Origin of the sequence: Streptomyces sp. 2A115, assembly GCF_052245575.1 — a bacterium.
Classification (GTDB): Bacteria; Actinomycetota; Actinomycetes; order Streptomycetales; family Streptomycetaceae; genus Streptomyces.
This window is the reverse complement of sequence record NZ_JBQQCG010000046.1, coordinates 39,558-52,313: the sequence shown is the minus strand read 5'-3', so window position 1 is coordinate 52,313 and position 12,756 is coordinate 39,558. Positions and strand designations below refer to the sequence as shown.

Below are 12,756 nucleotides of genomic sequence, written 5' to 3'. Positions count from 1 at the left end.
ACGACGAGATGCAGCCGGGCAACCACCGTGCCTACGATTTGTACATAAACCGCCCGGTTGACGCCTTGATCGCGGTCCGGTGTCCTCCAACTCGGGGAGGCGCTTGTCATTGCTGCTGGCTCACCGGCTGATGGCCGCGTACATCGCGCTGGTCGCCGCCTTCACCACCCTGTACATGACCATCCCGGAGACGCGTACACCGCTCTGGGCCGTGATCGGGCTGGGTGGTGCGGCCGCCGTACTCACCGGCGTGCGCGTCCACCGGCCCGCGCACCGCTGGCCCTGGTGGCTGCTCGCCGCCGGACTGCTGACCTTCGCCACGGGTGACACGTACTACAACGTGCTCGAAGAGTACTTCGACGCGTCCAATCCGTTCCCCTCTCCGGCGGACGCCTGCTATCTCGCCACTTACCCGCTCTTCGCCGCGGGCCTGTTCGGCCTGGTCCGGTACCGCTGGGTGGACCGTGATCTGCCCAGCCTGCTGGACGCGCTGATCATCACCGCCGGACTCGCCCTGCCTGTCTGGGTCTATCTGGTGCAGCCACTCGCCCGGCTGGAGGGCCTGACCTGGCAGCAGCGCGCCATCAGCATCGCGTACCCGCTGGGCGACGTACTGGTGCTGGCGTTGCTGGTCCGGCTGCTCGCCCCCAGCCCCATGTCCGGCCGCAACCGCGCCGTGCAGCTGCTCGTCCTCGGTACCCTCACGCTGCTCTGTTTCGACGTCGCTTACGGCATCCTCCAGCTCAGCGGGACATGGCAGGCCGGCACGGTCCTGGACTCCGGCTGGATCGTCTTCTACACGGCCTGGGGACTGGCGGCGCTGCACCCCTCCATGGCGGAGCTGACCGCGTCGCAGTCCCAGTCCCAGTCCTTGCTCCTGCCCTGGCGCCGCCTCCTGCTGCTCACCGTGGCCACACTGATCGCGCCCGGGATCCTGCTCTACGAGGAGATCGAGGGCGGGGTCCACGCCGGGATGGTGTTCGCCGTCTTCTCGAGTGTCCTGTTCATGCTCGTGATCTTCCGTCTCGCGGGCATGATCGTGGCACACCGCAAGGCCGTAACGCGTGAACAGGCCCTGCGAGTGGCGACCGCCTCACTGGTCGCGGCGGTAACGCCGCAGGAGATCGCGCAGTCCTGCGACACGGCGGTCACCGCGCTGTTCGGTACGAAGCTCCGGCACGCCGCCACGCTGCTGTCGGCCGAACATGCCCAGGACCTGTACACGCTCTTGGCGCGGTCCTCCGACCCGCTCGACGACGGGCACGTCGCGGGCACCGGTGGGGTCCCGCGGAACGAACCGGCCGGTCTTGCCCTCCACCGCACGCTCATGGTGCCTGTGGCCCAGCTCGGACCGGCCACCGCCGCCGGACTGGCAAACCTGCCGACCGCTCTGGTGTGCCCCATGACCCAACCCGACCGCCCCGACAGCGGCGAGCTGCCCGGCGTGCTGCTGGTGGCGGGACCGGAGCGTCGTCTCACCGAGATGCGCGGCTCGCTGGAGATCCTCGCCTCGCACGCGGGACTGGCGACGGAGCGCATAGCGCTCCGGCAGGAGATCAGCCGGAAGGAGAGCGAGGCGTACTTCCGCACCCTGGTGCGCAACGCCTCCGACGTCATCCTCATCGTCGACGACGCCACGACCGTTCGCTACGCCAGCCCGTCCGCGGAAGCTGTCTTCGGCAGGGCGCAGCTCATCGGTACGGCGCTGCAGGAGCTGGTGGATCCAGCCGATCGCGACCGGGTGAACCGCACGCTGACAGCCCTGCGGACCACCGGGCGGCAGGAGGCCCATGACCACTGGTGGGTGCTGCGCGAATCCGGTCGCATCGAAGTCGAGGTGCGCTGCCGTGACCTGCGACAGGACAAGACCGTGGGCGGGCTGGTCGTCACTCTGCGGGACGTCACCGAACAGCGTCAGCTGGAGCACGAGCTCACTCAGCGGGCCTTTCACGATTCCCTGACCGGTCTCCCCAACCGGACGCTGCTGCTGGAGCGGACCGAGCGCGCGCTGCTGCGCGGCCGCCGCGAGTCGACCGTCACCTGTCTGCTCTTCATCGACCTGGACGACTTCAAAGTCGTCAACGACACTTTGGGCCACTCGGTCGGCGACCAGCTCCTTCGCGCCGTGGGAGAGCGCCTGGCGGAGACGCTGCGCCGCTCGGACACCGCGGCTCGGCTCGGCGGTGACGAGTTCGCGGTGCTGATGGAGGACGCGAAGCAGCCCCTCGACGCCGAGCTGCTGGCCGCGCAGGTGATCCAGACACTCAACCGGCCCTTCCAGCTGCCCGACGACTCGGTGAGCGTCTCCGCCAGCGTGGGCGTGGCCACGGCCATGGACAGCACGGACGCCGAAGAGCTGCTGACCCATGCCGATCTGGCCCTGTACGCGGCCAAGGCCGCCGGGAAGCGCCAGTGGCGCCGCTTCCGGCCCCAGCTGCGCGTCCGCATGGTGGAGCGGCACGACCTGCTGGCGAACCTGGACAGCGCGATCGTCAAGGAGGAGTTCGCCCTGCGCTATCAGCCGGTCGTGGACATCACCGTGGGCGAGGTCGTCGGCTTCGAGGCACTGGCCCGCTGGCCGCACATCCGACGCGGTCTGGTCCCACCGCGGCAGTTCATCCCGCTCGCCGAGGAGACCGGGCACATCACGTCGCTGGGCGCCTGGGTCCTGCGAAACGCCGCGGCCGACATCACCCGGTTGCAACACCAGGCGGGGCGGTCGCCGCCCCCATACATCAGCGTCAACGTGTCCGCCCGCCAGTGGCGGGACATGGGCTTTCTGAACGAGGTGTGCCAGGCCCTCGACACCCCCGGCCTCCTCCCGGGCTCGCTGCAGCTGGAGCTCACCGAGTCGGTGCTGATGCATCGGGACGAGCAGTTCGACACGCTGATACGGGCGCTGAAGGATCTCGGCGTACGCATCGCGATCGACGACTTCGGTACCGGATTCTCCTCACTGCGCTATCTGCGGGAATTCCCCATCGACGTACTCAAGATCGACAAGACGTTCATCGACGACATCCCGCGGGATCCCCAACAGGTCGCGCTCGTCGAGGGCATCGTCCGCATCGCGGACACGCTCGGTCTCCAGGTGATCGCCGAGGGCATCGAGCAGCCGGCTCAGCGAGAGCTGCTGGCCGGTATCGGCTGCCGGTTCGGGCAGGGGTACCTGTTCGCACGGCCACTGACGGTGGAGCAGGGGGAGGTCGTCCTGCGGGAGCGCGACGCGGACCGGCCGGCGCCGCGGGACAGCGGCGCGGCGGCGCGGCCGGACAGCGGCGCGGCGGCGCGGCGGCGCGGCGGTCTCCAGCTGAGGGCGGCGAGGGGCGGACCCCGGGCCGTCGTAGGCGGGACGGCCGCGGACAAGGAGCACACCACCATGCGCGAAACCACTGCCGAACCCGTGGGGGTACGGCGTGATCCACGCTGGGGCGACCTCGAACACCTCCGGCGGACGAGCCCGATGAGCGACGCGGTCCTGGACGAGGTGCGCGGTCGGCACATCCGCAGCGGAGACCACTGGCTGATCGACTTCGCCTCCTGCAACTACCTGGGCTTCGACTACGACCCCGAGATCATCGACGCGATCGAGCCCGCCGTCCGGCAGTGGGGAACGCACCCCAGCTGGTCGCGGCTGCTCGGCAGCCCGCGGCTGTACCCCGAGATCGAGGAGAGGCTCACCGCTCTCCTCGACGCGCCGGACACACTGCTCCTGCCGACCGCCACCCTGATCCACCACTCGGTGATCCCTGTCCTCGCCGGCGAGGGGCACGTCTTCGTCGAGGCCAGAGCGCACCGCACGGTGTACGAGGGTTGTGTAGCTGCCCGGGGCCAGGGCGCGACCCTGCGGCGGTTCCGCGCCGACCGGCCCGACGAGCTCGACACCCTGCTGGGTGCTGTGTCGTCCGGCAAGCCCCGGCTCGTCTGTCTGGACGGCGTCGACAGCATGAGCGGAAACATTCCCGACCTCCCCGAACTGGTCGGTATCTGCCGGGACCGGGACGCCACGCTGTACATCGACGACACGCACGGTTTCGGCGTCATCGGGGAGCGGACGGCGGACGAGCTGTGCCCGTACGGCTCTCGTGGCAACGGTGTCGTCCGGCACACGGGCGAGACCTACGACGGCATCGTGCTCGTCGGTGGCTTCTCCAAGGCGTACTCGTCGCTGCTGGCCTTCATCGCCCTGCCTTCCCGGCTCAAGGACCATCTGAAGATCGCCGCGGGGCCCTATCTCTACTCGGGCCCCTCGCCCACGGCCTCCCTGGCCACGGCGCTCACCGGTCTGGAGGTGAACGACCGCCGGGGGGACGCGATCCGCGCCGATCTGCACCGCAAGACCGTCCGGATGTTCGACCACGTTCAAGGTCTCGGCCTCGAGGCGCCGGGGATCCGTCAGCTGCCGATCGTGGAGATCCCGCTCGTCAACGCCTCGGACCTCGAAGCGGTCGCGGATTTCCTCTGGGACCACGGCATCTATGTGACCCTCGCGGCCTACCCTCTCGTCCCGCGCGACCGTGTCGGCTTCCGCATCCAGATCACGGCGCTCAACTCCGACGAGGACATCGACCGGCTCAACGACACACTGAGCCGGCTCTCCGAACGTTTCGCCCTGCGGCAGAGGAGCTGAGCCGGGCATGCCCGAATCCGCGAGAGCCGGTACGGCGCCGACCCGCAACGACGATGTGGACTGGGACAGCTGGCCCGTCGAGGACTACCTCGCCGAGAACTACCGCGAGCTGCACCCGTCCGACGCGGCGGTCATCGCCCACCACTCCGCGTTCTACCGCGGGTTCGCGCCGGGGAGCATCGCACGGTCGGTGGAATTCGGGGCCGGCCCCAATCTGTATCCGCTCATGCTCGCCGCCTCCGCGAGTCGCCATGTCGACGCCGTGGAGGCGGGCGCGGCAAACGTCGCCTACCTGACCGGGCAGCTCCGGCGCGGCCCCGATGACAGCTGGGAGCCGTTCTACTCGCTGTGCCGACGGCTGGACCCGAGCCTTCCGGAGACCCTGTCGGCGGCGCTCACGCGCGTGCGCGTCATCCACGGCGACGTCCGGACCATCCGGCCGGGCAGTTACGGCCTCGCGTCGATGCACTTCGTGGCCGAGGGCGTGACCGAGGACTTCGAGGAATTCACGGACTTCTGCGGCCACTTCGCGCGCTCCGTCGTCCCGGGCGGGCATCTGGTCGCGGCGTTCATGGAGAACATGCCGACGTACCGCATCGGTCCCGCCTCCCGGTGGCCCGGCTGCCCCGTGGACCCGGGCGTCATCAGGGAGGTGTTCGCGCCGCTGACCGACCGGCTCGCGGTGACGCGGATCAATGCCGATCCGACGCTTCCGGACTACGGCGACTCGGGGATGGTGCTCATGACAGGGCGAACGCCGTCTCCACCAGGGCGATATGGCTGAACGCCTGCGGGGCGTTGCCCAGTTGGCGGCCCGCGTCCGGATCCCACTGCTCCGAGAGCAGACCGACGTCGTTACGGACGGCGAGGACTCTCTCGAAGGCCTCCCGTGCCTGTTCCCTGTGGCCGGTCTCGGCGAGGGCGTCGGCGTACCACAGGGAACATGACACGAACGCGCCCTCGGAACCGTGCATACCGTCCACACGGTGCGCACCTCGGCCGTCCAGCGCGTACCTCCGCACGAATCCGCCGTGCTCCAGCTCCCGCATCGCGCGGACAGTACCGCGCACCCTCTCGTCCTGAGCCGGCAGAAAACCGAGCCGGGGAATCAACAGAGCCGAAGCGTCCAGGGCCGACGAGCCGTAGGACTGTACGAAGGTTCCCTGCTCCGTATCCCACCCCTCCCGGCACACCTCACCGTGCACCTCGTCCCGCATGGCCCGCCACTTCCCCGAGGACCCGTTCCTGCCGAGCAGCTTCCCCATGCGCAGGGCGCGGTCCGCGGCCACCCACGCCATGACCTTGGAGTGGACGAACTGCCGACGCGGCCCGCGCACCTGCCACAGTCCCTGGTCCGACCCCCGCCAGTGCCGCCGCAGGTGGCCCATCAGTGCCTCCACCAGACTCCACATGTGCGCGGGCATGGGGATGCCCGCACGCAGCGACAGATGAAGCGCGTCCATGACCTCGCCGTACACCTCCAGCTGGAACTGGCTCACCGCGGAGTTCCCGAACCGGACCGGCCGTGAACCTTCGTAGCCGGCCAGCCACGGCGCCTCGGTCTCCGGCAGGAGCCGCTGTCCCCCGACGCCGTACACGGTCTGCAGATCGGCGGGGGCGCCGGCGATGGCCCGCACCAGCCAGTCCAGCCATGCCGTCGCCTCGTCCCGGTAGCCGCTGCGCAGCAGGCAGGACAGGGTCCGGGTGGAGTCGCGCAGCCAGCAGAACCGGTAGTCCCAGTTGCGTTCGCCTCCGAGGCACCCGGGGAGCGACGTGGTGGGCGCGGCGACGATGCCGCCCGTGGGCGCGTACGTGAGTGCCTTCAGGGTGATCAGGGAACGCACCACGGCATCCCGCCACGGGCCCTGATAGCGGCACTGGCCGGCCCAGTGCCGCCAGAAGTCGCCGGTCTCTTTGAGAACCGTCTCCGCCGGGACGCACAGGGGTGCGGGCAGTTCGGGGAGGTGCGACGGTGACCACGCCAGTCTCAGAGCCAGCCGGTGGCCGGCCGTGACGGTGAAGTCGAAAATGGTGGAGTCCTCAGGGTCGAGCGTCCGCACCGGGCCGTCCGCACTCAGCCAGACGGCGTCCGGCCCGGCGACCGCGACCGTGCAGCTGTCGGTGTCCCGGATCCACGGGACGACACGGCCGTGGTGGAACCGCAGCCGCAGTTCGCTGCGCATGGAAACGGAACCCGACAGTCCGTCGACCACGCGGACGATGCACGGCACCTCGGTTCGCGGCGGCATGAAATCCGTGACCCGTGCCGTACCGGTGTCGGACTCCCACTGCGTTTCCAGAACCAACGTGTCCGGGCGGTACGCCCGACTCGCACAGGGGCCGCGGGCGACGGGAGAGACTCGCCAGAATCCGTTGTCCTCCGTGCCCAGTAGCGCGGCCAGACAGGCCGGCGAATCGAATCGGGGCAGACACAGCCAGTCGATGGACCCGTTCCTGCCGACCATTGCGGCGGTTTCCAGGTCACTGATGAGGGCGTAATCCTCGATGGGGAGATTCATGATCGGAATTACGCCGCCGTACGCTTTGCCGCCCTTCAAGAATACGCCGACCGCGGCGGAATAGCAGGCCCCGCTCCACGGCCCGCTGCCCCGAAGGGACTTCGGGAGAAGGACTTCGGGCCGGTCCGCACCCGCCTGAAACGGACGCAGGCGTCGGAAGCCCAGCCGACGGTGCGCCTGATCCGTGCTGCCAAATGTTTACTATGTACACGTATAGCTTTCGAAAGGGACATACCGTCAAGGTGAGGCAACGAACCAGTCAGAGACGAGGGAGGCAGCTCGCTCGCAGGCTGTCGCCCCCATGAGACCTGCGCGATCGAGCGGCGAGGAGACGCGGAATGGCGAATCGCTCAGGGACCGGCCCGACACGTCGGGCCAGCGACCGCGGGCGCTACGGCAGGCTGAACCGGGAGCGTGTGCTGGCCAGCGCCCTCGACCTCGTGGACCGGGAGGGCCTCTCGGCGCTGAGCATGCGTCGCCTGGGCACCGAGCTCGGCGTGGAGGCGATGGCGCTTTACCGGTACGCCGCGAGCAAGGACGCCCTCCTCGACGGCCTGGTCGAAGCCCTGTATCTCGAACTCGAGGAACGCCTGGGCGCAGAGCCTGTCCTCGGGGCGGAGGCCGCCGCACCCGCCTGGCGCACCGAGCTGCACCGGATCGCCAGCGCGACGTACGACATCTGCCTCGCCCACCCCCGGGCCGTCCCGCTGCTGGCCACTCGCATGCTGGCGGTCCCGCTGGCCCAGCGGCCACTGGCCGTGTTGCGAGACCACGAGAGAGTGCTGGCTCTGCTACGAGAGGCCGGGCTCGACGACGTCCGCGCCTCAGCCGTCTTCCGGGCGTTCACCGCCTGGCTCCTCGGCTACGTGTCCACGGAGCTGCGGCCCATGGTCGACAACCCGGACGAGCCCGACCCGGCGTTCCGTCTCGGCCTGCACCGCATGCCGTCGCAGGAACTGCCCCTGCTCCGGGAAACCGCCGCCGCGCTCGCCGAAAGAGGTGGGCCGGAGGGGCTGGCAGCGGGCCTCGACGCGCTGCTCGACCGGTTCCTCGCGGCAGAGTGACTGGTCGGGGAGCCACCGGATTCACGCTGCAAAGCTCGTCGAACCACAGTCCAGTCGAAGGACGGCGTACCGTACCGGGACGCCCCGCGGACCGCCACACCCCGCGCCTCCAACAGCCGCACCGCACTACGGCCGGACCGGCGCCGACCGGCACGCATCCCCTGGCTGATCCGCGCCGCCCCTTCCTCACCGAGCTCCCCGCCGCGGCGCACGGCGGCGGCTTCGGCCTCGTCGGCCTGAGTGAGCGTGTCGCCGCGCTGGGCGGCGAACTGCACGCGGCACCCAACGCAGGCAACGGTTGGGAGCTCCGGGCCCTGTTCCCGACAAGGGCACTCTGAACCCTGCGCACCGAGCGCACCGAGCGGCAGAAGGTCGCTGTACGCGCTCACCCGTGGCCTGCGGCCCGTGCCCAGAGGTGAGTTCGCGAGGCGAGGCCCGTGGAGGAGGCGTCGACAGGTCAGACGGCCTCGAGGTCGTCGGCGAAGTGCCGGAATCCGTGCCGGTCCTGGTGCATGCCCCACAGGGTGTCCGCGAGCACGGCGGGGTCCTTCCTCCGGTGTCCTGGAGTGATCGCACCGGGAATGACCAGCTGCGCGACGTGGATGCCTTCGCCCGAGAGCGTGTCGTGCAGCAGATGGCCGTACGCGCTCTCGGCGGCGAAGGCGATCGAGGTGCCGGCGCGGTCGGGGTGGGGGACGACGGCAGTGCCGCCGTTGACGAAGAGGATGGTGCCGCGGCCGAGGTCACGCATGCCGGGCAGCACCTGTTGCACGGCGGCGACGGGACCGTACACCGAGAACTCGATCGGGCCGGCGAGATCGGCGGGGGTGGTCTCCAGGACCGGTCGCATGAAGTCCCGGTGCGGGACCGGGCTGTACTGCAGCACCTCGACCGGGCCCAGGGTCGCGGTCGCCGCGTCGAGAGCGGTCGCGAGGGCTTTCGTGTCGCGTACGTCGGCGGCGAAACCGCGCGCCGTGATGCCCTCACCGGCCAGGTGGGCGGCGAGGCCGTTGACACGCTCGTGGCTGCGCGAGATGAGCGCGACGTCGAAGCCCGCACGGCCGAACTGCCGCGCGACGGCGGCTCCGAGGCCGGGGCCCGCTCCGATGATGGCGATGGTGGTCATGGCTCCTCCGTAAGTTGTTGGGCGCCCAGGAGGGCCGGGTGGGTCCCGGGTCCAGGTCCTGCACCCTGGGACCTGGGACCTGGGACCTGGGTCGGCTGAAGCATGTATGCCCCGCAGCGGCACCTCGTACGAGGGGGTGTCCGGGTGCTGGGGAGCTCGCCACGGCCGGACGAGACCTCGGACCGCCCGGGGGCCGCGGACGGCGGGGTGATCCCCGTCGGCTGCCAGCTGCTGCGCACCGGCACAGACAGGGCGGCCGTTTCCGGCGGCGGTGACGTACTGCCGCTGAACTGCCGGCTGCGGCACGGATCCGGTTCCGGTGTGAGCGCCGAGGACGACAGCAAGGCCGTCCTGGCAGCCAGTCAGGTGGACCGGCCCACCGCTCCTGCCTGGTGGCGCGGGGCAACGGCCGGCTGTCCGCCGACTGGCCGGACGGCCGGCGCGCTGACGTCGCCCCCGGCAGCCGGGTTCAGGGCCGCGGAACGTTGCGGAGGTTGGCCCTGGCCAGGTCGAGCATCTTCCCCACACCCCCGTTGAGTACCGTCCTCCCCGCCGAGAAGGCGAATCCCTTCACCTGTTCGCCGGAGATGTGCGGCGGGATCGACAGTGCGTTGGGGTCGGTGACCACATCCACCAGGCAGGGTCCGTCGTACGCCAGCGCCTCCCGCAGGCCTTCGTGGAGCTGTCCGGGCTTCTCGATGCGGATCGCGTGGATTCCGACGCCCTTGGCGATGGCGGCGTAGTCCACCGGCTCGTGGTCGGTCTGGTAGTCGGGCAGGCCGTCGACCATCATCTCCAGCTTGACCATGCCGAGGGAGGAGTTGTTGAAGACGATGGTCTTCACCGGCAGCTTGTGCAGTTTGACGGTGAGCAGCTCGCCCATGAGCATGCCGAGTCCGCCGTCTCCCGACATCGAGATCACCTGGCGGCCCGGGTAGGCGAACTGGGCCCCGATGGCGTGCGGCAGCGCGTTGGCCATGGTGCCGTGCAGGAACGAACCGATCACGCGGCGGCGGCCGTTGGGCGTGATGTAGCGGGCCGCCCACACGTTGCACATGCCGGTGTCGACGGTGAACACCGCGTCGTCGTCGGCGAGTTCGTCGAGGATCGACGCCGGGTATTCGGGGTGGATCGGCACGTGGTGCTCGACGTTGCGGGTGTAGGCGGAGACGACGTTCTCCAAGGACCTGGCGTGATGGCGCAGTGTCCGGTCCAGGTAGGAGCGATCGCGCTTCGCCTCGACCAGCGGCAGCACGGCGCGCAGCGTCTCGCCCACGTCGCCGTGCACGCCCAGCTCCAGCGCGGTCCGCCGCCCGATCCGGCCCGCGTCGTGATCGATCTGCACGCTACGGGCCTGCGGCAGGAAGTCGTCGTACGGGAAGTCGGTGCCCAGCAGCACCACAAGGTCCGCCTCGTGCATGGCGTCGTAGCAGGCGCCGTAGCCGAGCAGTCCGCTCATGCCGACGTCGTACGGGTTGTCGTGCTGGATCCACTCCTTGCCGCGCAGCGTGTGCCCGACGGGCGCGTGCACCCGGCCGGCGAGTTCCATCACCTCGCCATGCGCGTCCCGTACACCGGCGCCGCAGAAGAACATCACCTTCTCGGCGGCGTTGAGCTTCCCCGCGAGGTCCTGAACCTGGTCGGCCGGCGGTACGACCCGGCCGCGGGCGGTGACGAAGCTGCTCGATCCGGTGGGGTTCGCGGCGGGCGCGTGGGACAGGTCGCCGGGCATGACGAGCACCGACACGCCGTTGTCGGACAGCGCGCGCTGTACGGCGATCCGCACCATGCGGGGCATCTGCGCCGGTTGGCTCACCATTTCGCAGTACTGGCTGCACTCGGTGAACAGCCGCTCCGGGTGCGTCTCCTGGAAGAACCCGGTTCCGATCTGCTTCGAGGGGATGTGAGAGGCGATCGCGAGCACCGGGGCCCCGGTGCGGTTCGCGTCGTACAGGCCCTGGATCAGGTGGGTATTGCCCGGGCCGCAACTGCCCGCGCACACCGCGAGCCGCCCGGTCAGCTGCGCCTCGGCCGCAGCGGCCAACGCCGCCGCCTCCTCGTTGCGCACATGGACCCAGTCGATGCCGTCGGTACGCCGGATCGCGTCCACGACCGGATTGAGACTGTCGCCGACGACGCCGTAGATCCGTTCCACTCCCGCCTGTCGCAGGACATCGATCAACTGCTGTGCCACGGTCGGATTACGCACCTGAGTCCTCCTTGAACGGGCTTCTCGACAGCTCTGATTCCATCGGATCGCGGAAGCGGGAGTGCCACCGACCCGCTCGATGGGCGAACGTCACACAGCCGCCCGTCCGTCACCCGCACGGCACCCTCGGCCCTCTCGAACAGAAGCAACACCGACGCCGGCCGGACGACAACCGTCAGGTGATGCGTCAACAAGTCGCTACGCTGGCACGTATGACTGAGACACGGCGCCGGCTCACCGAGACGGAGCAACACGCCTGGCGCAGCTTCGTGCGGCTGTGGGAAAAGCTCGTCGGCCGACCGGGCCGCCAGGCGCAGGCCGAATCCGGCCTGTCCACCGCCGACTACGGGGTACTCGTCCACCTCAGCGAAGTACCCGAGGGACGGTTGCGCGTCCTGGAACTGGCCAAGGCGGTGGAGTGGGAGAAGAGCCGGATGTCCCACCACATCAACCGAATGACCAAGTGCGGCCTGGTTGTCCGGGAGGACCGCCCCACCGACGCACGCGTGGCGTTCGTCGTCGCCACTCCCGCCGGCCATGAGGCGCTCGCAACGGCGGCCCCCCGCCATGTCGAGGCAGTCCGCCGCCTGTTCATCGATCCGCTCAGCCCGGCAGAGCTCGCCATGCTCGCCCGGATCGCCAACCGCGTTCTCGAAGAGCTGGAGAAGGACAGCTCCCCGTTCGCCTGAACCGAGCACCAGAATGTTCCTACATCGCCAAGGTGAGAGTGACGGCGGCAGCGACTGCGAGCAGGACGAGGACGAAGGGAGCCATCGCGCTGCCACGAGTCTCGGGGTTGGCGTAGTCACCGACCTTGGCGTGGAAGCCGATCGCCCCGATCATCGTGACGGCGAAGCCGACAGCGGCAGCGATGCCCAGGGGCTGCCAGAAGAGTCCTACGACCAGACCGACGGCGGCGGCCGACTCGGCGAGCCCGATGAACCGGACGAACGCGGCGCTCAGCCCCATGTGCGACTGCAGCCCGGCGGAAACATCCCCCTTGAGCAGGACCTTGGGTGCCCCGGCAGCGAGTGCCACCAGAGCCAGGAGCACGCTGAGAACGGCGGCGGCGATGTACATCGGATGGATTTCCTTCCGGCTCGGTGCATGGCCCGGACGGGAACACGCACCATTGATTGACTGATCAACCGGGAGCTTAGGACGCAAAGGTTGACGCGTCAATCACGCTCGGGACACGGTCACCCCAC

Annotated in this window: 9 protein-coding genes; 5 read left to right on the top strand and 4 right to left on the bottom strand. The window is 69.6% G+C overall.

The features are described from left to right. Positions 1-130 precede the first annotated feature (130 nt). Positions 131-4,630, top strand: coding sequence for an aminotransferase class I/II-fold pyridoxal phosphate-dependent enzyme (locus ACTWQR_RS32880; protein ID WP_443230889.1), 4,500 nt, complete (start codon positions 131-133; stop codon positions 4,628-4,630). Positions 4,631-4,637: 7 nt separating this feature from the next. After that, a complete protein-coding gene (locus tag ACTWQR_RS32875) occupies positions 4,638-5,414 on the top strand; it encodes a class I SAM-dependent methyltransferase (protein WP_443230854.1) in 777 nt (258 codons plus the stop codon). Here the strand turns inward: ACTWQR_RS32875 and ACTWQR_RS32870 are convergent. Continuing rightward, the gene (locus ACTWQR_RS32870) at positions 5,371-7,149 is read right to left on the bottom strand and encodes a glycoside hydrolase family 15 protein (protein ID WP_443230853.1); all 1,779 of its coding nucleotides are present in this window, start codon (positions 7,147-7,149) and stop codon (positions 5,371-5,373) included. The genes ACTWQR_RS32875 and ACTWQR_RS32870 overlap by 44 nt on opposite strands. Before the next feature lie 338 nt (positions 7,150-7,487). On the opposite strand from ACTWQR_RS32870, the gene ACTWQR_RS32865 reads away from it, so the two are divergent. Together ACTWQR_RS32865 and ACTWQR_RS32860 are read left to right on the top strand one after the other, a co-directional pair. Further along, positions 7,488-8,213: a TetR/AcrR family transcriptional regulator gene (locus ACTWQR_RS32865; protein ID WP_443230852.1), complete on the top strand. Its 726-nt coding sequence runs from the start codon at positions 7,488-7,490 to the stop codon at positions 8,211-8,213. Then, positions 8,210-8,551 carry a hypothetical protein gene (locus ACTWQR_RS32860; protein WP_443230851.1) on the top strand — a complete coding sequence of 114 codons (342 nt, stop codon included), beginning with the start codon at positions 8,210-8,212 and terminating at the stop codon, positions 8,549-8,551. Before ACTWQR_RS32865 ends, ACTWQR_RS32860 begins: the two co-directional genes overlap by 4 nt. Positions 8,552-8,670: 119 nt before the next feature. Here the strand turns inward: ACTWQR_RS32860 and ACTWQR_RS32855 are convergent, their stop codons facing one another. Then, positions 8,671-9,339 (bottom strand): SDR family NAD(P)-dependent oxidoreductase, encoded by a 669-nt coding sequence (locus ACTWQR_RS32855; RefSeq protein ID WP_443230850.1) that lies wholly within the window; start codon positions 9,337-9,339, stop codon positions 8,671-8,673. A 469-nt stretch (positions 9,340-9,808) separates the two neighbouring features. Then, positions 9,809-11,548, bottom strand: a complete 1,740-nt coding sequence (locus ACTWQR_RS32850; protein WP_443230849.1) for a pyruvate dehydrogenase — start codon at positions 11,546-11,548, stop codon at positions 9,809-9,811. A gap of 212 nt (positions 11,549-11,760) precedes the next feature. Between ACTWQR_RS32850 and ACTWQR_RS32845 the strand changes: the two genes are divergently transcribed. Beyond that, positions 11,761-12,237 (top strand): MarR family winged helix-turn-helix transcriptional regulator, encoded by a 477-nt coding sequence (locus ACTWQR_RS32845; RefSeq protein ID WP_443230848.1) that lies wholly within the window; start codon positions 11,761-11,763, stop codon positions 12,235-12,237. A gap of 19 nt (positions 12,238-12,256) precedes the next feature. On the opposite strand, the gene ACTWQR_RS32840 is transcribed toward ACTWQR_RS32845, so the two are convergent. Beyond that, the gene (locus tag ACTWQR_RS32840; protein ID WP_443230847.1) at positions 12,257-12,628 is read right to left on the bottom strand and encodes a DoxX family protein; all 372 of its coding nucleotides are present in this window, start codon (positions 12,626-12,628) and stop codon (positions 12,257-12,259) included. Positions 12,629-12,756 lie beyond the last annotated feature (128 nt).